Annotated in this window: 20 protein-coding genes; 16 read left to right on the plus strand and 4 right to left on the minus strand. The window is 68.3% G+C overall.

Translation table 11 applies throughout. The annotated features are described in order from the left end of the window. Positions 1-97: 97 nt before the first annotated feature. The 3 genes from AYX06_RS17240 to AYX06_RS19465 form a co-directional block, all read right to left on the minus strand. Entirely contained in the window at positions 98-823 is a 726-nt protein-coding gene (locus AYX06_RS17240; RefSeq protein ID WP_062737178.1) for a GAF and ANTAR domain-containing protein, read from the minus strand. Positions 824-908: 85 nt separating this feature from the next. Further along, positions 909-2,057, minus strand: a complete 1,149-nt coding sequence (locus AYX06_RS17245) for a hypothetical protein (RefSeq protein ID WP_147017986.1) — start codon at positions 2,055-2,057, stop codon at positions 909-911. A 270-nt stretch (positions 2,058-2,327) separates the two neighbouring features. Continuing rightward, positions 2,328-2,543, minus strand: coding sequence for a hypothetical protein (locus AYX06_RS19465; RefSeq protein ID WP_075872786.1), 216 nt, complete (start codon positions 2,541-2,543; stop codon positions 2,328-2,330). A gap of 240 nt (positions 2,544-2,783) precedes the next feature. Here AYX06_RS19465 and AYX06_RS17250 point away from each other — a divergent pair, with 240 nt between their 5' ends. From AYX06_RS17250 to AYX06_RS20625, 4 genes are read left to right on the plus strand one after another with little or no spacing between them, the layout of a single operon-like run. Continuing rightward, positions 2,784-3,197: a hypothetical protein gene (locus AYX06_RS17250; protein WP_062737180.1), complete on the plus strand. Its 414-nt coding sequence runs from the start codon at positions 2,784-2,786 to the stop codon at positions 3,195-3,197. After that, positions 3,197-4,198 carry a hypothetical protein gene (locus AYX06_RS17255; protein ID WP_147017949.1) on the plus strand — a complete coding sequence of 334 codons (1,002 nt, stop codon included), beginning with the start codon at positions 3,197-3,199 and terminating at the stop codon, positions 4,196-4,198. The genes AYX06_RS17250 and AYX06_RS17255 overlap by 1 nt, the downstream gene beginning before the upstream one ends. Next, on the plus strand, positions 4,195-4,788 hold the full coding sequence (locus tag AYX06_RS17260) for a hypothetical protein (protein WP_062737182.1): 594 nt from the start codon (positions 4,195-4,197) through the stop codon (positions 4,786-4,788). The genes AYX06_RS17255 and AYX06_RS17260 overlap by 4 nt, the downstream gene beginning before the upstream one ends. 11 nt (positions 4,789-4,799) lie before the next feature. Next, positions 4,800-5,222 (plus strand): hypothetical protein, encoded by a 423-nt coding sequence (locus AYX06_RS20625; protein WP_062737183.1) that lies wholly within the window; start codon positions 4,800-4,802, stop codon positions 5,220-5,222. 105 nt (positions 5,223-5,327) lie between these two features. Here AYX06_RS20625 and AYX06_RS17270 read toward each other — a convergent pair whose 3' ends face one another. After that, entirely contained in the window at positions 5,328-5,675 is a 348-nt protein-coding gene (locus AYX06_RS17270) for an ArsR/SmtB family transcription factor (protein ID WP_147017950.1), read from the minus strand. Between the two features lie 180 nt (positions 5,676-5,855). Between AYX06_RS17270 and AYX06_RS17275 the strand changes: the two genes are divergently transcribed. From AYX06_RS17275 to AYX06_RS17330, 12 genes are all read left to right on the plus strand, one after another. After that, positions 5,856-6,980: a transglycosylase SLT domain-containing protein gene (locus AYX06_RS17275; protein WP_062737185.1), complete on the plus strand. Its 1,125-nt coding sequence runs from the start codon at positions 5,856-5,858 to the stop codon at positions 6,978-6,980. 200 nt (positions 6,981-7,180) lie between these two features. Further along, positions 7,181-7,612: a hypothetical protein gene (locus tag AYX06_RS17280; RefSeq protein ID WP_232319477.1), complete on the plus strand. Its 432-nt coding sequence runs from the start codon at positions 7,181-7,183 to the stop codon at positions 7,610-7,612. Beyond that, entirely contained in the window at positions 7,609-9,162 is a 1,554-nt protein-coding gene (locus AYX06_RS17285; protein WP_062737187.1) for a hypothetical protein, read from the plus strand. Before AYX06_RS17280 ends, AYX06_RS17285 begins: the two co-directional genes overlap by 4 nt. Then, positions 9,159-10,571, plus strand: a complete 1,413-nt coding sequence (locus AYX06_RS17290) for a MinD/ParA family ATP-binding protein (protein ID WP_157093477.1) — start codon at positions 9,159-9,161, stop codon at positions 10,569-10,571. Before AYX06_RS17285 ends, AYX06_RS17290 begins: the two co-directional genes overlap by 4 nt. Positions 10,572-10,573: 2 nt before the next feature. After that, positions 10,574-11,176, plus strand: coding sequence for a DUF6668 family protein (locus tag AYX06_RS17295; RefSeq protein ID WP_157093478.1), 603 nt, complete (start codon positions 10,574-10,576; stop codon positions 11,174-11,176). 16 nt (positions 11,177-11,192) lie between these two features. Further along, the gene (locus AYX06_RS17300; protein ID WP_062737190.1) at positions 11,193-11,462 is read left to right on the plus strand and encodes a hypothetical protein; all 270 of its coding nucleotides are present in this window, start codon (positions 11,193-11,195) and stop codon (positions 11,460-11,462) included. Between the two features lie 49 nt (positions 11,463-11,511). Beyond that, a complete protein-coding gene (locus AYX06_RS17305) occupies positions 11,512-12,318 on the plus strand; it encodes a hypothetical protein (RefSeq protein ID WP_062737191.1) in 807 nt (268 codons plus the stop codon). Beyond that, positions 12,318-13,958, plus strand: a complete 1,641-nt coding sequence (locus tag AYX06_RS17310) for a hypothetical protein (RefSeq protein WP_157093479.1) — start codon at positions 12,318-12,320, stop codon at positions 13,956-13,958. The genes AYX06_RS17305 and AYX06_RS17310 overlap by 1 nt, the downstream gene beginning before the upstream one ends. Next, positions 13,955-15,487, plus strand: a complete 1,533-nt coding sequence (locus AYX06_RS17315; protein ID WP_157093480.1) for an SCO6880 family protein — start codon at positions 13,955-13,957, stop codon at positions 15,485-15,487. Before AYX06_RS17310 ends, AYX06_RS17315 begins: the two co-directional genes overlap by 4 nt. Continuing rightward, complete coding sequence (locus tag AYX06_RS17320; protein ID WP_062737194.1) at positions 15,487-17,019, plus strand: hypothetical protein; 1,533 nt, start codon at positions 15,487-15,489, stop codon at positions 17,017-17,019. Before AYX06_RS17315 ends, AYX06_RS17320 begins: the two co-directional genes overlap by 1 nt. Next, positions 17,016-18,695 carry a type IV secretory system conjugative DNA transfer family protein gene (locus tag AYX06_RS17325; RefSeq protein WP_062737195.1) on the plus strand — a complete coding sequence of 560 codons (1,680 nt, stop codon included), beginning with the start codon at positions 17,016-17,018 and terminating at the stop codon, positions 18,693-18,695. Before AYX06_RS17320 ends, AYX06_RS17325 begins: the two co-directional genes overlap by 4 nt. Next, on the plus strand, positions 18,692-19,063 hold the full coding sequence (locus tag AYX06_RS17330) for a DUF4913 domain-containing protein (protein WP_062737196.1): 372 nt from the start codon (positions 18,692-18,694) through the stop codon (positions 19,061-19,063). Before AYX06_RS17325 ends, AYX06_RS17330 begins: the two co-directional genes overlap by 4 nt. The last annotated feature ends 39 nt before the right edge of the window (positions 19,064-19,102 follow it).

Here is a 19,102-nt window from a genome sequence, read left to right on the forward strand (position 1 = left end):
GCGTTCCTTGTGCGGAGCTCAGCCGGTCACTGTCGGCACCACCGGTGGTCTGTTTGCAGCCCTGGATCCTGCGACGACCGGGCCCATGCGGTCTGGGTTACCGCACGGGTCCTTCCGGGGGGTCCAGGAGCCGGCGGGCGGCCTCGGGCACCGATTGGTGCTCGTGCTCGGCGGCCTCCTGCAGGCGAGCCATTGCCTGGGTCCGGTCCAGGTGGTGGCGTTCCATCAACACCCCGGTGGCGGTGTCGACGGTCTGCCGGCGGGTGAGCACCGCACGCAGCGCCGTGCTCACCCGGGGTGGGTCCTGGCTGGCCTGGCCTCCGGTGAGCAGGGCGGCCAAGGCTGCGGCCAGTAGCTCCAAGGACCGCTCATCGGTGGCACTGAAGGCGTGAGGGGTGGTGGCGTAGACCTTGATCACGCCCAGGGTCTGACCGCCGGCCACCAAGGGCACGGCCAGCACCGCGCCCACCCCCATCCCGGTCACGGCCGTCGACCAACCCGGCCATCGGGTCTCTGTCCCGGTGTCCTCGACGCGTTCGGGGACCGCACTGGCCCACGCACTCAAACACGGGCCTTCCCCGAGCTCGTCCTCGACCCCGTCGACGGCCTCGACCACCGCATCCGTGGCCGCCGCGGTGATCTGAGCCCCGCCCGGTTCTAGCAAAGACACCCCGGCCCCGGCCGCCGGGCCGATCAGGTGCACGGCCAGCTGGGCGATCTGGGTCACCGCACTCGGGGCGGCCGCCTGACCCACCAGCACCTCGTGCAGGCCGGTGAACAGCACCACCAAATCCTCCACCAACGGATCCGCATCCCGTGTCATGACCCCATCCTCCCCGACACCACCGCCCCAACACCGTCTCAGCGATACCCGCACCACCTTTATGTCACTGCCCACCACCGCCCGGTCACCCCTGGAGGCTGCGGGCAGCCGCGGCCCCGGCGGCGATCTGTGCGGCCCACCGGACCCTGAACGGGCGCCCATCCACCCGGGCCACCTCCGCAGACCTAACGGCCACACCCCCCGCCGTAGCCTCGCCGGCCGCCTGCCGGGCGGTGCGCCGGGCCGCGGCCGCGACCGCCTCGGCCCGGCGCTGCTCGGCCTCGGCAGCCGCGCGTTGGTCGGGGGAACGGTGCGGGGTGCCGTCCTGGTGGGTCCAGGCGCGCAGCCGGGCGGCGAACCAGGCCCCGGGGTGGGTGATGCCGGTGGCCGCGTCGTGGGGGTAGCGGTGGCCGTTAGGTGCCCAGTCCAGGGCGTGGAGCACGTCAGCGACACTCCAGCCGGCCCGGAAGTGGGTCTTGGCCACCGAGACCACGTAGGCGGTGGTGATCCGCCGCAGCACCAGCGCATGGTGCTGGATCTCCAACCCCGCCCAACGATAAGCCTGCTTCCAATCCGACCGGGGCGCCCCCACCCTCGAAGGCTGAACCGTCGCATGAGCCGGCCACAGCGGAGCTGTCCGTTGGGCAAGGGCGGCTTGGATTTCCCGCCGCTGCGCGGCGGCCTTGGCAGAGGGCCGCGGCGCAGCCGCGTCCTTTGGGGAAAGGCTCTCGCGCGCGTGCGGGGGAGAACATACCCCCTCCGGGGGGACCGGGCCGACATTTATATCCACAGACACTGCTGCCTCCTCTTCCGTCTTCTCGGTCGGCGTGGGTGCAGGAACCGGAGGCGCGGGGACGGTCAGGGCGTAGACGGGGGCCTCGCCCTGCTTCTTGCCTGTGGCCCGCGGGGTGTAGCGGGCCGACCGCCCGGTGGCCACCACTGCCAGCAGCCCCCAGTCTTTGAGCCGGCGGATCATCCGCCCCACCGAGTCCTCGTGCACCCCGAGGCGTTCCGCGACCCAGGCCCAGGTGGTGCGCCAGGTCCGTGAGGCCGGGTCCTGCTGGACGGCAATCACCTCGATGAGGGCGGCCATGTTGGCCCGGCCATCGGCGCGCATCAGCTCCAGGGCCGGGTGCTCCAGCACGACGCGCTTCCAGGCGACCACGTGCCGGGCCAGCCGGCACCCCTTCGGGACGGCGCGCAGCACCACGGCCTTGGAGCGTTCGTAGGCCACCCGCACCCGCCGACGGTGCGAGGGGAGCTCCCCGGAGGCCTCGAGGGCAGCGTCAGGGGCGGAGTGTGACCGAAAATCGGCGTGACGTAGTGCAGAGGGGTCCATTTGCGGACGCGCCTCAGGTACACTAGGGGACACAACAGTCCCCTGGTATTGGGTTCATGACAGGTTCCGATTCAGTTAGCTGTTGAAACGGCTGTCTAGGTCGCCAAACTTGCGACAGCCGGATGACTTCGACGGCCCGCCCTGCCAAGGCGGGCCGTCAGTCTTTTAAGCAGAGTTAGCCAGCGGTAGGCGCGGCTCCTCCCTATTGTCGAGCTTGTTGGGTCGTCCCGCATCGCGGTCGATCAAGGCACCGATGTACTCGGCCATGCTGAGTCCCGTTCGATGAGACGCTTCGACGGCCGCGCGATGCTGCTCAGGAGACACACGCGTGGACAGCGCCACTTTGTGTCCTTGCAGCTTCGGTTGCTGGTACTCGGTCATGAAGTCATCGTTGCACACCGCAACCGCAACCGGTAGCGGTGTGGGGTGTGTCTCCACGATTTCTTGGCCCCCTTGATTCTGAAACCTGAGGTGGTAAAAGTGCGCTGAAGGCTCCCACCTGGGTGTATCGCATCAACCATACAGTCTTTTGAACATGTTCAACATAAACATGTTCAAGTTCCGGGTAGCCTGGAGGGCATGTCTTGGCTAGGGGGAACTGTTTCCCGTTCCGACTCTGATGTGCTGGCTGAGCTGCCGGACCATCTCACCTGGGAGGGTCTCCATCTGGAGGTGCAGCGTCGGCACGGCAAGCCCATCCACATCAAGCCTGCCCCGGCGGGGTTGGGTCAGGACGTCACGGGCCTGTGGCTGGAGAAGGCTGAGCGGTCCTGGATTTTCCATGCTGCCGGTGAGAGCGAGCTGCTGCGCCGGCACGTGATCCTGCACGAGTACGGACACATCCTCCTCATGCACGGTGGGTGCGAACTGACGCTGGGAAACGCGTTTTCACACATCGGGGGCTCCCGACGAATCAAGACCCTTCTCGGGCGGTCCTCGACCTGGACGGCCCAGGAGATCGCGGCAGAGAACGCCGCCACGCGGTTGGCCGCCCGACTGATCCAGCAGGTGGATCCTCTGCTCGAGGCCTTCTGATGAGCCTCGGAGCGGTGTTGAGTCTGCTCAAGGCCGTGGCGTTCCTCTTCGCCGCCGTGGCAGTGGTCGTTCGTCTGCCACGAGTGGCGCGGCGACGCCGAGTGGACTTCGTCTGGGTGGGCACGGCGTTGGCGGCGCTGGCCTTCTCTGCCAACGGGGTCATGGTGCCCGAACCGACCGTGGATGCGTGGCTGGGCGGGGAGAACATCTTCCATTTGGTGCGCAACCTGCTCGCGCTCAGCGCCGTATGGTGCCTGCGGGCGGCCCTCGTCCAGTCCCTGCAGCGCAGGGACTGGAGCCGGTCGCGGACATTGCGGGAGGCCGCCATAGGTGGTGCCTTGCTGCTGGGGCTGACGGCAGCGTTCTTCTCGATCGACCGGGGCCCGACCTCGGGAGCGTTCATTCCGGACCACCTTGCCCAGGGCGGCACCCTGGTCTACACGCTGCTCATCATGGTGATGGGAGCGTGGAACGCCGCCGATGTTGCCCGTGTCGCCTTCCGGGAACTCACCCTGCGCCAGCATGGGTACGACCGCCTGCTGTGGCCGGGGCTGTTCGGCCTGGGTGTGGGAGGTTCTCTGCTCGTGCTCGGCTGCGCGCTCGAGGCCGGCTACGCAGTCCTGGGGTATTCCGGCACGTGGGATGCTGTAGCTGTGGCCCTGCGGGCCTCGTTCGGGCCGGTCTTCCTGCCCGGGGCCGTGCTGGTGTGCTTGGCCGTGGCGTGGCTGGGTCTCTACGCCCAAGGCCGGCGCCTGAAGATGGGTCTGCGCATGGACATCCTGAGGATCGCCCCGGTGTGGGCCCACCTCGGCGCGGACCGGTGGAGTCCTGGTGGACGCCCTCCGGGCTGGCGCAGCGCTCTGTCGGCTGATCCCCAGAAGGTTCTCTACAGTGCCGTCATTGCCGTCGAAGACGCCCTGCGGGCAGAGAACGCGGGCCTGTCGGAAAAGCAACGGTGTGCCCTGCGGGGCGCCGAGAGGAGATTTGAACTCACATCATGAGCACCTCGATCGTCGTCCCTCGCTGGGAGAGAACCGCCACGGAAGCCTTCCAGCCTCCGGTGCTGCTGGCGGCGCTGCTCATCGCGCTGCCCTGGGGGGCGAACCCTTCTGCGGCCTCGCTGTGGTGGGGAATCAGCGCGGCCCTCATCGTGTGCGGGGTTCCACTGGCCGTGGTCCTCATGCTGGTGCGCCGAGGGATCCTCACCGACCACCACGTGAGCGTGAAGGAGCACCGCCGCCCGGTGATGGCCGGAGTGCTGGTGCTGGTCCTCAGCTACCTCACGGCGGCGATCCTGCTGCAGGGACCGATCGAGATCGTGGCGCTGCTCGTGGCCACGTTTTTGGCCGGGCTGGTGATCGCTGTGGTGAGTCCGTGGTGGAAGATCTCCGGGCACGGCATGATGATGGGCGGAACTATTGTTGCCCTGACAACATCCTGGGGTGTGGTCGGGCTGCTGTTCGTTCCGGTGGGCCTGGCGGTGTGCTGGAGCCGCATCCGGCTCCAGGACCACACCGGGCCGCAGGTGATCTCAGGCTTCATCTACGGGCTGGCCTTCCTGGGCAGCATCTACGCCTGGATCGTGACATGAGGAGAAACCACGTGGGGGACGACAACCGGGAACGGTCAGCCCAGATCTTGGCCGACAAGATCAACCTGCTGTTGGACACCCTGCGCACCGAAGCCGGCCAGACCTACGACTTCACCACGATCCAGCAAGGCCTCAAAGACCGCGGTGTGGCCATCTCACGGACGAAATGGCACTACCTGAAAACAGCCGACATCCGGGTGCGCCCCGACGAGAAACTGCTCCGGGCACTGGGGGAAGTGTTCGGCGTGGACCCGAGATACCTCGTGCAGGAGGACGGACCGCTCCCTCAGCAGGTCGAGCAGGAACTCCACACGGTGCGCGCCCTCCGGCGAGCCGAGGTCCGCAACTTTGCCGCCCGGGCCCTCGGTCAGATCGACCCCGAAGGCCTCCAGGCGATCCTGGACGTCATTGAGAAGGATCAGCACGAGAGATAGGCCGCGCCGCACAGCATTTGAGCCCTAGACGGACTGCCCGTAGGATCCGTATTGAACATGTTCAATACGGATCCTACGGGAAGGGCACTGTGGCATGGGAAGACATCAGTGAGGCTCGATGCGCGTCTCCGCACCCGCACTCCGCACATCCGCCAGGACATACTGCGTGAGAGCAGACAGCAGCCTCTCGAGCCGTGCGTGATTCGCGTAGTACAGCATCGGCCGGCCACGGCTCTGCTGCGCCTCCGCCTTCACGGCATCCATGGCCTCCAGCTCGGTCAACTGAGCACCGAGAGTCTTGGCCGGGAGCCCCGTTCGTTCCACCAGGTCCGCACGTAGCGCCGGTCCCTGCCTGAGGGCATTGATGATCGACAGCCGGACGGTGTTGCCGAACACCTTGGCGGCTTCGGCAACAAGATCAGGCTGACCTGCAGGGCGAACTACGGACGGCACGGAATTCATTGTGTCGCACCCGCAACACCTCACACGCAACTGACATCGCACCTCAGGCCCGAGACCCATACCGCAACGAGCCGAACTTGTTTTGACCGTGTTATACAGCCAAGACGTGCTACAACTTTCATAACTGCATAAAACAGCCAAACGGGTTGGCGCCGGAAAGGGAGGTGACGTGTGAGAGATGAGGAGTCCCACGGCTCATCCACTCTGGCTATCGCTGTCCTGGCGCTGGGCGGGGTGATGGCGATCGGTGTGCCCGTCGTGGGTTTGGCCGGACTTGCACTGGTGGCGGACATGCAGGCGTCAGCCAATAGCGGGTGCGTCCCTTCCACGGTCGTCTCCGACGAGGACCCCGGGGACGGCGTGATCAACGTTCCCAACGGCTGGGGTCCACTGGTGGAGGAGGCGGCCAAGACGGCCGGACTCCCTGCAAGTGTCGCGGCTGCCCAGCTCAAGCAGGAGTCCAACTGGAACCCGGACGCCGGCAGCTCCGCCGGGGCCCAAGGCATCGCCCAGTTCATGCCCGACACCTGGGCCCAGTACGGGAACGGCGGAAACGTGACTGACCCCGAGGACGCGATTCCCGCCTACGGCCGCTACATGGCAGACCTCAGGAATGAGGTGAAGTCCCTGGCCGGTGACGACGCGGACCAGTTGGTGCGTCTGACCTTGGCTGCCTACAACGCCGGCCCCGGTGCGGTGCTCGAGCACGAGGGTGTGCCGCCGTTCGCGGAGACCCAGCGCTACGTGGAGAGAATCCTCGACGGCGGTCAGTTCGAGTTCTCCGCCGGCTGTGCGGCCCCCACCGGCGGCAAGGCGTGGGACGGGGACCTCGGGGAGGGGGAGTGGACCACGCCGTTGCCCGGTGGAAGGTTCACCTCCGGCTATGGGGGCCGCAGTGTCCCGGGCCTGCCCGATTGGGCGCAGAACCACATGGGGGTGGATTTCGCCACCCCGGGTACTGGTGGCAGTGCGGGTGGGGCGGTGATCGCCCCGACCGATCTACGCATCACCGGGTTCAACGCCCCGGATGGATGCGTGATCGCCAAGGAAGACGGGGACGATCCTGATTTCGGGTTCGCCTTCTGTCACCTGAACTCCTGGGGCGTGAAGAAGGGTCAGCGCCTCACCCGCGGCGATGTGATCGGCACCGAGGGCAATCGGGGCCAGTTCGGGATGGCCACGCACCTGCACTTTGAGATTTATCGGCCCGGGGCTCCCGACGTCGTTTTCCCCTACCAGGGTTTCAACATCGACCCCGAGTCGATCCTGCGAGAGAAAGGAGCGTGGCCCGAATGAGCCGCCGCCCCCATTTGATGACTGCCCTGGCCCTGTGCGCCCTGCCCCTGGCAGCGTGCTCAACCAGCCCGGCCCAGGAGACGTCCGTCCTGTCCAGTGCTGCCGCCTCGGCTAGCTCGTTTCCTGCCGCCTGGCCTACGTCGAGCAGCTTCCCCACCCCGGAGGTGCCCGGGGATGGGACCTTCCCGCGTGTTCAGGACGTGGACCGCTCCGATGTGGACTCCACCGCCCGGGCGGCTGCGCTCCTGCTGCATTCCTGGGACACCGCTGCGGACCACACGGAGACGGCGGCTGCGATCCGCACCAAGCCGCTCATGTCGGACGATTGGGCGGCTCAGCAGGTCGAGCCTGAGCGCAACTCCTCCCAGGGGGCGTGGCTCGGTCCGGCCGAGCACGGGGCCTACAGCCGTGCTCAGGCGGTGCCGGCGATCGGGGACGTGACCCGCGACGTCGCTGACGATAAGGCAGTGCGGGCGTACAAGGTGACCTGGCGGTGGGCCAGCCGTGACGGCGAACCTGCCGAGGGCACCGGGACCCGGCACGCGACGATCTACCTGGAGAAGCACTCCGGGGCCTGGGAAGTCGTGGGCCACCAGTCCCACGACCTGCCCGCAGGGGAGGCCGCCTCGTGAGCGTGGCCGTCCACTCCTGGCCGGTGATCACCCTGACCTTCGGCGCGGAGCAGATCGTGGCCGATGCCAACGGGGAGGTGCTGACCTACCCGGTGCTCGATGCCACCACCGCCCACGAGGTCGCTGCGGACGCGGCCGCCGAGGCGTGCCGGCGGTTGGGGTTGAAGGTCTGCCGGGTGCAGGGCCACACCGAGAACGGGTCTGTGTTCGAGATGGTCGTGGACACCGAACTCGGCATCCTTGAGGAGTACGAGGTGCCAGCGTCCGGGCCGACCCCCAACCGCGGGGTTCGGCAGACGGGTAGCACTACCGCGGGCCGATCGGCTCACTTCAAGGGTGGTAACCAGCGCCGCCGCGCCCTGGCGATCTGGGGCAGCGTCGGGGTCCTGGCGCTCACGGCCGGCACCTCGGTGACGATGAACCTGACCGAGGGCCACGGGGAGCCGGTCGCGGTGGTGCACACCCCGCCACCGGCGCAGCTGCCGGTGCCGGCCCCGGCCGGATGGGACACCTACGGCGCCTGGGCCACGCCCATGTCCGGGTCTCAAGTGCAGGCGGTCCTGGACTGGGCAGGGCGCCCGGTCAGTGTGGACGGCAGCAAGCTCACCGGCCATGACCCGGCCACGGGTGTGGAGCAGTGGAGCCGTAGCGCACCGTTCACCGTGACCCAGGTGGCGCTGTTCACCGTTGACGGGCAGACCCGGCTGGCGGCCGCCACAGCCAAGGAGCTGGTGCTGTTCACCCCCGACTCTCCCGAGCAGATCCGGGTCGAGGTGCCCCAGGAGGCCACCGTGGTCCTGGACGGAGGCACCGTGCCCCGGCTGGATCTGCCCACCAAGAAGTCCCTGCTGTTGAGAGCGGACGGGTCCACCGTCTCCCGGGTGGTGCCAGCGGCCGCCAAACCCCTGGAGGCCCAGGGGGATCACCTGATCGCCGCCGATGCCAAGGCGGGGAAGGTGTGGCGGGTCGGCACCGACTCGGCGGCCCTGCCCAAGCCCGCTGCACTGCCCGCCCCGGCCGAGGGCGCGGAACTGACCGGCGTCCTCGGCAGTGTTCAGGGCCGGATGGTGGCCGCCTGGAAGGACGGTAAGCAGACGATCGTCGGCTTCTACGACGTAGATGAAGCCACCGACGTCACCACGGTGAAGCAGGTCGCAGTGCGCGAACTCGACGGGGGCCAGATCACCACCTCCACCGTGCAGACCGACCGGGTCCACGGGCTGCTGCTGGCCTCAACGGTGCTGGTCGATGTGGAAGCCACCACCGTCCACCGCCTCGATGGTCAAGCCACGCTGGCCGCCGGCTATGCCTGGGTCACCAACGACGGTGAGCAGACCCAGGTCACCCGCGACGGACAGCCCGAGGCGACCACCACGGCTGACCAGGCCGCGGTGCCCGACGTCATCACGGACAACGGAATGGCGATGACCCGAGTGGCCGGATCCACCGATAGCTCCCTCTACGCCCTGGCCAAGACCGGCCCTATCCCCACAGCTAGCACTTCACCGACCGCGAGCCCTACCCCCACTGCCAAGGAGACCCCCAGATGAGAATGACCGCGACGATCGACTCCACCGGTGCTGTAGAGCTGGACACCGCCGGGCAGATCACCCGGGAGAACCACTCCACCGTGGGCGATGCCCGCCGTTCGGTGATGGCCACGGCAAAGACCCTGGCGGAGCAGACCAGCCAGGACACCCAGCTGCACATCGATGACCCTTCCGGGTCCCGCACGTTCCTGGTCGGTGTCGATGGCACCTCCCGGCAGGAAAGCCCGGCACCGGCCACCGTGCAGGCCCCGGCTGAGTCCGTGGCTACGGTGGAGCCGGTGGCATCAGCCCCCATCGAGTCCCCGGCCCCGGTTGAGTCGGTCGAGTCCGTTGAGCCTGAGTCGGTGTCTGCTGTGGAGCCGATGGTGCCGGCGTCGGTGGAGACGGCCCAGGTGGCTGCGACCTCCACGGCCCCTAATCCGTTTCTCGGCGGTCGCCCGTCCACGGCCCGGACGGTGGCGGAATCCGAGGCGGCTGGAAGCCGGCGGGAGTCGTTGCCCTCCTTCGTGGACCGCCCCGAGGTGGACGCCCCGGCTCAACACGGATGGCGCGGGGCGCTGAACTCGATGGGCCTGCGCCTGGGACCTTCGGCCGCGGAGCTGAGCCAGCGCCAGGACGAGGCCGCGGTGTCAGCCCACTGGGCCGGGCCGCGCACGATCGCGGTCCTGAACCCCAAGGGCGGGGCCGGGAAGACGCCCACGGTAATCTGCCTGGCGGCCGTGTTCGCCCGCCTCTCCGGTGGCGGAGTGCTGGCCTGGGACAACAACAACTCCCTGGGCTCACTGGGCTGGCGCACCTTCGATGCCGGGCACGAGGCGACCGTGGTCGATCTGCTCGGGCGCACCGAGCACTTCATGACCTCCGATGCCCGGGTGGGCGATCTGTCCGGGTACGTCCACCACCAGCCGGCCGATCGCTACGACGTTCTGCGCTCCGATGACCGCTCCGGGGACCAGGAGCGGCACATGGTCACCGGAGACGAGGTGGACCGGCTGCACGCGGTGGCCGCGAAGTACTACCGGGCGATCGTGATGGATTCGGGCAACACCGAACGCGGAGCGAACTGGCAGGCAATGATCGGCCACGCCGATCAGGTGGTGATCCCGGTGAAGTCCGTCGATGACGCCGCCGAGGGCGCCTCCCGGGTGCTGGCCGCCCTGCACGCCGGGGACCCCCACGCCCAGGAGCTCGCGCGTAACGCGGTGGTGGTGGTGCTGTGCTGCGAGCCCGGCCACCGGAAGACCAAGGCCAAGGAGCTGGCTGATGAGTTCGCCCCCTACGTCCGTGCGGTGGTGACGATCTCCTATGACCGGGCGCTGGTGGAGGGTCGGGTGCGGTTCTCCGCGATGACCCCGGCCACCCGCCGGGCCTGGCTGCGCGCCGGGGCGGCAGTGCGGGAGGGACTGTGATCGTGGACAGCCCTCGCAACCCTTTCGTGGCCGCGCCGGAGGTCATCGAAGAGGAGGACCCGATGGAGGAGGACCCGATTCTCGGGGCCCGGGACTCCATCCGTGGGCCGCAGAACCTCCAGCAGAGGCTGGCCGAGGAACCGGCGCCCGCCGAGGAGCCGGCCGCCCCGGTGGACGTCTCCCAGGCCACGCTGTGGCTGGTCGGTGCCTCTGGCGGGGTAGGGACCTCCACGCTGGCCAGGCTGTGCTCCGAATCAATCGTGGACGCGGGCGTGCAAGAACCGGAATGGGCGGGACGGGCGCTGCTGGTGTGCTCCACCAGCGCAGCCTCCCTGGAGTCAGCGGCCCAACTGGCGCGCAAGTCCGCCACCGGGCAACTGCCCTATGAGCTGGTCGGTTTGGTCATCGTCCACGACCGGCCCAAGAACCGGATCACCAAGCCCACCCTGAGCTTCGCCCGCAGTGTGGCGCGGATGTTCCCGGTGGCCATGACGGTCCCCTATGAGTCTTCGTGGCGCGAGGTCGGCGTCACCCCCAGTCCTTCCAGCACCCGGCTGAAAACCGTGCTGCGGAAGATCCACAGAATCGCCCAGACCGGGCACTGAGAAAGGAAACCCCCCGATGTTCATCAACACCCTCAACGCCCTGATGATCCCGGCCATCAACGCCACCCCAACCCAGCCCCCGGGCATGGAGAACGTGACCATGATCCTCGGCTGGATTCTCTGGGCCGCCGGCCTGGTCTTGTTCGTCTACTTCATCTTCGGGCTCGTCACCGCCGGGCGGAACCGCCGCCGTGGTGATGAGGTCGAGGCCCCGGTGTGGCCGCTGGTCGCGGCCGCCCTGCTCGGGGCGGCCGGGGCGATCTGGAACATGATCACCGGCGGCTGAGCCGGCCCCCGATTCTCGACCGGCACCGCAACGACATGGAGACCCCCCGATGGACACGAACAACAACAACGCAACTCGGACCCGCCCCCGCTGGTTCGGCCCGGCGCTGATCGCCCTGGTGCTGCTGCTGGTCGCGGTGGCCGGCTGGACCATTCGCAACCTCACTACCCCCGATGAGGCCCAGGGCCCTACCTCGCCTGCTGCCCCTGCTGCCTCGACTGCCCCCACCCAGGGGGCGGCCGAGGCGGCTGCTCCCGGCTCGGTGGAGGACTTCGCCTGGGACTGCCAGACGCAGCTGAGCACCGACACCTCCTCGGTGGCCGTTGAGGCCCCCGAGGTCCTGGATTGGGTGGCCGCCGGCTACAACGTGGTGCCCTCCTCCGACGAGTTCGGTGGCTGCGAACGACGCGACTCGGGGCTGCGGGTGGGCTACGCCCATTCGGAGGCCGGGGCGCTGATGGCTGCGGCGACCTACGCGATGGCCTTGGACCCGTCCGTGAGCGAAGAGGCCGCTAAGAACATCGAGGTGGGCATTGCTGAGGGACCCAACCGGGATCGGATCGAGGAGAAGGCCCAGCGCATCCGTGACGGCGTGGAAGAAGGCGATGACGGGTCCGCGTCGGCGTCCACGACGCTGATCGGCTACTCCCAAGATCACTACACCGACGAGGCCGCGTCCTACCAGCTGATCTACTCCCTGCCCTCGGACAACGGTCTGATGACCAAGGTGGCTGTGCAGGCCGATGTGGTGTGGGAGGACGGGGACTGGAAGCTGGACCCGGCCTCGGGCACCGATCTGATGACCTCGGACCAGTACCAGGGTCAGTCCTACGTGGAGTGGGGGCCCAAGAGCTGATGGACGTCATTAAGGACGTCGCCGGCAGCATTGCCGGGGACACCGTGGAGAAGCTGATCCTGTTCATGGCCGGGTGGCTGATCGAGGTGTTCACCACGATGCTCGATCTGGTCGGCACCTGGTGGCTGAACATCGGTGCCCCGGAAATGGGCGCGGGCTCGGCCACCGAGCGGGTGCAGACCGCCACGACGACCTTCGTTGGGGTCGCGGGCATCATCGGGACGGCTTTCGCCGTGCTCAGGATTGCTCGGGATCACAACCGGGAGTCGGCTGAGAACCTGGTGATGGGGCTGATCCGCACCGTGGTGGTCTCCGGGCTGGCGGTGTCGATGGTCGCACTGTCCTTGACGGTCACCGATGAGGTGGCCCCGTGGCTGGTGGACACCATTGCTGGCAACGCTGCCCGGGACGGGCTGGGACAGTCGATGGGTCTGAGCGGGATGGTGGGTGCCGGGATGGCTTTGCCTACCGCTGGGATTTTGCTGTTCCTGACTCCGTTCGCGCTGCTGGGGGCGATCCTCAACGCGGCCCTGGTGATTTTCTCTTACGGGGTGGCCGGGGCTCTGTGCGGGCTGCTGCCGATCTTCGCTGCGGCTTCCACCACACAGAAGGGACAAAAGTCCTTCGATAAAGCGGTGGGCTGGTTGCTGGCGATGATCCTCTTCAAGCCCGGGGCCGCGGTGATTTATGGCTTCGGCTTGGCCTTGATGAACGGGATCGACGGCACCGGGGGCGATGAGGTCGCCAACAAGATCATCTCCTTGCTCACTGGCACGGTGGTCATTTTCTCGGCCTGCTTCGCTATGCCCGCTCTGGTCCGTGTCCTGGTTCCGGCGGTCAGCGCCGGTCCCCGCGGTATGGGTGCTGGTGGGCTGGCGATGCTCGGTGGTGCGGTGGCGATCGGTGCGTTGACCGCTGGTGTCGGCACGGCCGCCGCCGGGGCGGCCGCCGCGGGTGCTGGAGCTGCCGGTGCAGGAGCCGGTGGCGCTACGGGCGCAGGAGCCAGTGGCGCCGGAGCTGCCGGTGCCGGGGCTTCGGGGGCGGGTGCCGGGTCCGGCGCTGGGGGCGGTGCCTTCAGTGCGACCGGGGCCCAGGCACCGGGTAGCGGCGAGGCTGCTGGCGGAGGCTCGTCCACGGCTGGTGGCCCGGCCGGTGCGGAGAACGTGGAGAGCGCCACGGCTGCTGCAGCTCCTAGCTCTGCACCGGGGACCACGACCGGGGATGCCTCGGGGGCGGAGAACGTCCAGAGCAGCACGGCCGGTGCGGCTCCTACCTCCGCGCCAGGGACCACGACCGGGGGTGCCTCGGGCGCGGAGAACGTCCAGGGCCCCACCAGCGGGTCGTCGGCTCCAGGTGGCTCCAGTGCCTCCACGGGCAGCGGCCCGGCCGGCGCGGAGCCGGTGCAGAGTTCGAACCCGCCCCCGGCAGCTGCCGGTGGGGCGTCTGAGGCGTCCGGGCCAGCCGGTGCGGAGCCGGTGGCTTCGACGAATGGTGCCGGGCCGACCGGGCACCCGGGCGGGGAAGGGTCCTCGGTGACGGGGGCCAAGAAACCGTTGGTCGACGGCCAACGGCTGGAATTCGGGCTGCGGGAAGTCGCCCGGGACAGCGAGCAATCCATTGAGAGTGGTGAGGATCTGTGAGTAGCAACCAGGTGATCGTGCGGCAGTACGGCAACATCGCTGAGGACAAGACGGCCGGGCTGTTGGGGTTCTCGATGGCCTCCACCGTGGTGCTCGGTGTGGGGTCGGTGCTTGTGTTCCTGTTCATCATGGCCTCCCAGATCTGGGTGGCTGCCGGTGTCGCGGTGGCCGCGTTCATCGTGGCCACTGTGCTCGGCTCCAAGGACCGCAACGGCCGGTCCAAACCCGAGCGGTGGATCGCCCGGGGCATGTTCTCCCGGACCGAGAAGAAGAATCGGACCACCTACAAGGCCGGGCCGACCTCGCAGATCCCGGATAGTTCCTTTCGCGCCCCGGGGGTGCTGGCTGCGACCGAGCCGGTGTCCTTCACCGACCTGTTTGACCACCACGGGGTGATGCTGTGGCACCCGAAGTTGAAGACCGGAACCGTGTTCGTCATCGCCAACTCCTCCGGGCTGGGTCTGCTGGATCAGGACCGGGTGGACCGGATGGTGGGCACTTGGGCCGCCTTCCAGCGCGATGCCGGGTCGAACACGGAGTTGGTGCAGGTTTCGGTCACCACCCAGTCCACGACCGATCCGGGGGAGCGGCTGCCCGATGCGGTGGCGGTGGGCCGGGCTCAGGCTGGGTCCCAGTCGGTGCCCGCTTTCGCCCGGGCGACGATGGACGAGGTGGTGGCCAACCTCAACCAGGACGTGCCCAAGCTGGAGCAGTGGATCGCCCTCACGTTCAGCGCCAAGGCCAACGCGGGTGAGGGCGTGCCCGAGCGCACCGCCGAGGAGCTGGCCACGGACGTGTCCTCGCTGCTCAGTGGGTTCCTGGAGCAGCTGGAGCAGGCCGGGGCCGGGTCGGTCTCCCTGATGCAGGAACACGACCTCATCGACCAGACCTATGTGGCCTATAACCCCCTGGCGGCCGCGGCTGTGGAGAAGGCCCGCCTCTCGGAGGCCGGCACCGGGCTGCGCTGGGAGGAAGTCGGGCCTTCGGCGGCCCGCGTGGTCGGTTCCCCGGGCCGGTATGAGCACGGTGGGGTGGTGTCGAAGTCGTGGCAGATGTGGCGCCCCCCGGCAGGGACTTTCCGGGAGAACGCCCTGGTGGCCCTGTTGGCGCCGAACGCGGAGATGTTGCAGAAGCGGGTGACGGTGTTCTACCGGCCGCAGTCCCCGGACAAGTCCGCCACCCAGGTGCAGCAGTCGCTCACCAATGCGCAGTTCGCGGCGAATCAAAAGAACCGCCGGCCCACCAGCTCCCAGATCATCGCCCTGGAGAAGGCCCGGAAGGCCGAGCGTGAGCAGGCCGAGGGCGCGTCCCTGGTGCGGTTCTCGATCGTGGTCACCGCCACCGTGGAGCGGCCCGAGCAGCTGCCGCGGCTGGCGGCCACGCTGCGGCGCAATGCCTCCCAAGGGGTGCAGTTGGGGTTGCGGGAGTGCGACTACAACGACGACGCGGCCTTTGCGTTCAACCTCGGCCTGGGTGTGGTCCCGGATGCCGTGGCGACGATTCCGGCTGATGTGCGAAAGGCGCTGTGATGTCTGTCTTCGACCAGCTCACCGATTCGATCCTCAACAAGTCCTTCGGCCGCTCCGCCGCGCAGAGCAACGGGCAAATGCGCGAGCTCACCGAAAAGGGCGTGGACGTGGCCCACGGTGGGATGAACTCCTGGGTGGAGGCACCCCCGGAGTTCACCGCGACCTCAAATCAGACCGCGGGGCTGTGGCCGTTCGCGGTGGGCACCTCCTCCCCACTGGTCGGGGCGGTGCTGGGACGCAACCAGCTCAACGGCTCGGTGGTGTGCGGGGACCCGATCAACCTGTTTTTGCGCGGCATCATTTCCTCCCCGTCTTGCTTCATCTTGGGGCTCCAGGCGAGGGGCAAGTCCTCGGTGGCGGTGCGCATGGCCTTGGCCCTGGTGGACCAGGGGTTCCTGTTCGTCGGGGCCAGTGATGTGAAGCCTGACCTGGCCGGGCTCACCGTCGAGGTCGGCGGCCAGGTCATCCGGGTGGCCCCCGGGGTCGGCTCGATCAACCCCTTGGATGCCGGGCCGTTGTGGCGCCGGCTGGGGGAGTTGCCCGAGGCGCTGCAACGGCAGATGCGCGCGGAGATCCACAGCCGCCGCCTCAATGCGCTGACCGGGTTGCTGGAGCTGGTGTTCAAGGCACCGTTGGATGCCCGGCAACAGGAGCCCACGGTGCTGTCCATGGCGATCACCGAAGCCGCCGAGCACGCCGAGGCCCAGGGCCGGCAGCCGATCATCGCCGACGTGGTGGACGTGATCACCGCCGCACGGCCGGCGATCATGGCCGCGATCCTGGTCGATGACCAGGCCGCCTACAAGGCGCAGGTGCGGAACCTGCTGGCCGGGCTCAACGCCCTGGGTGCGCACGGGCCCTTCGGGGACGTGTTCTGCCGGCAGACCAGTGAGGAGATGGAGATTGACCAGTCGGTGGACTTCGACCTCTCCGCCATCGACGAGACCCTATTGGACCTGCGGGCGGCAGTGCAGATCGTGTGCTGGTCCTACGCCCAGGCCGGGATCTCCGCGGCCAAAACCCTGGCCGAGGCCGGGCTGATGGAGGAACGCCACCACCTGATGATCATGGACGAGCTGTGGCAAGCCCTGCGCGCCTCGGAGCTGCTGGTCCACCAGATCGACGGCATCACCCGCCTCAACCGCACCAAAGGACTCGGGCAGCTGCTGATCACCCACTCCATGAAAGACCTCCAGCTCTCCACCGAGGAGCTGACGAAAATCGCCACCGGGTTCATGGAGCGCTCCTCCATGAAGGTCCTCGGTGGGCTGGCGCAGAACGAGATGGAGATGCTGGAGACGGTCTTCCCGCTGTCCGAGCAGGAGAAGGCGCTGCTGGTGGCCTGGTCCGCCGAGGGTTCGGTGAACCCCAAGACCGGGCGCACCTCCCCACCCCCGGGGCGGGGCCGGTTCATGCTCAAGACCGGGGAGGCGCCGGGGGTGCCGTTCCAGACCAATCTCACCGCCGGGGAATTGCGGGTCCATGACACCAATGCGGCCTGGGCGGCCGCACAGGCACGGGTGAAGGCATGAACACCAATGACCAGAACAAGAACTTCATCGGCATCCTCCTCCTGTTCGCCGCCGTGATGGGCGCCGTGGCCCTGGTGCACCTGGGCGAGATGCTGACCCCGGTGACCGGAGATCTGCCGTGGAACCCGTTTACCTTGGGCATCCAGCTGGCGACCGGGGCGTTGGACTGGCCAACCGCGGCGACTTTCCTGGTGGGTCTGGAGGTGGTGGTCGGTGTGGTGGCGCTGATGGTGTGGGGCACCCGCACCCCGTCCAAGGCTCAGGAGGCCGCCCGGCGGATGAGTCCTCCGGGGCGGATCAACCCGGCGATGGCTGCGGCTCGCACCACGGAGGCGCACCGGCTCCACCCGGAGGCACAGGGCATTGGTCCGGGGCTGACGATCGGGCTGGTGGGCAAGAACCCGGTCTATCAGGGCTGGCGGGAGTGCTCCGCGCACGTGTGGGGCACCGGGCGGGGCAAGACCACCTCCCAGGTGATCCGCCATGCCGTCGAGGCGCCGGGGGCGTTCGTGATGACCTCGAACAAGGTGGACGGGGTGGCCGAGGTCCTGGCCGCCCGCACCACGACGGGCAGCACCGTGTGGTTGTTCGACCCCCAGCGCATTTGGCGCGACAGCACCCGCCCCGCGATGATCTTCAACCTGCTGGCCACCGTCACCGATACGGTCTCGGCCGGGGAGGTCGCCTCGATCTTTCAAACGGCCTCCGCCTCCGGGTCGGTCGGGGGCAAGGGGGATCCGCAGTTCGACTCCCAGGGCCGCGACTACCTCTCCTGGTGCCTGCTGGCCGCGGCCAAGAGCGGCAAGACGCTGGCGGACGTGCTGCGCTGGGTGTCCTCGGCCGCGTTCATGGAACCGGCCCAGCTCCTGAAACAGGCCGGGCACACCGGCCCGGCCGCGGCGTTGGAGGGCATGGGGGATCAGCCCGAGGACACACGTGGTTCGGTGGCCGCCAGTGCCCAGCGCATGTCCTCGGCCCTGGTCCACGACGAGCTTCTGGCCTGGACCACCCCGACCCCGGGGGTGCCGGTGTTCGACCCGCACCGCTTCGTCACCAGCAAGGACACCCTGATCCTGCTCACCCAAGACGCTGCCGGCTCCGGGGCCGCCTTCATCTCGACCCTGGTCTACGCCGTGGTCACCGCCGCCCAGCACGCCGCCCGCCGGGCCGGGGGCCGGCTGCCGGTGCCACTGGTGGCAGACCTCGATGAGGTGGGCAACGTGGTGAAGCTCAAGCAGCTGCCGGAGTGGTATTCGTTCTTCGGGTCGATGGGCATTGTGGTCTCGGCCTACTTCCAGACCAAGGGGCAGGGCGTGGACATGCTCGCCCGCACCGGGTGGGACACCCTCTGGTCGGCCGCGGCGGTGAAGGTCTACGGCGGTGGCTCCGATGACGCGGAGTTCCTGGAGTCGCTGCGCAAGCTCATCGGCACCTACGACGCGAAGGTGCGCAGCACCTCCACCTCCCGCGGAGTCGCCTCCCGATCGGTGCAGACACAGCAGCGCGACATCATGCCGGTCTCCAAGCTCTCCGAGCTGCCGGCCGGCCACGCCTGGGTGAAGACCTCCACCGGCGGCGGCACCATCGTGCGCACCGTGCGGTGGTTCGAGGACAAGGACCTGACAGCCTGCATCAACCCGGTGCTGGAGCGGATCAAGGAAGGACAGCACCGATGAGTGAGCAGCAGGCAGAGACGGAGCACGCGGATACGGAGCAGGCATACACCCCGGAGGAGTTCGTGGAGTGGGTGGAGCGGTTGATAGCCCGAGTGGAGTCCGTGGACATGGATCAGGCCATGCGCTGGTGCCCGCAGTGGTGGGCTCACACCGAGGCCGTGGACCGATTCAAGGCCCTCTATGAGGAATGGATCGGGTGTCAGGCCAACGGGGGCATGTCCTCGTGGTGGGTCAATCACTTCGACCGCCACGCCGCTGTGCTGTTCACCAAGCGCGGTCCCTTCGGGGAATGCGGCACGTCCCACGTTGAGAAAGGCTTCCGGCGCACTCTGGCCTGTGAGCATCCTCCGGCCGACTGGTCGTGGTGACCACATAGTCCTGGGGCAGGTCGCCGCCCCTTCCCATTG

The sequence above is a fragment of the Kocuria turfanensis genome, from assembly GCF_001580365.1.
Taxonomy (GTDB): Bacteria; Actinomycetota; Actinomycetes; order Actinomycetales; family Micrococcaceae; genus Kocuria; species Kocuria turfanensis.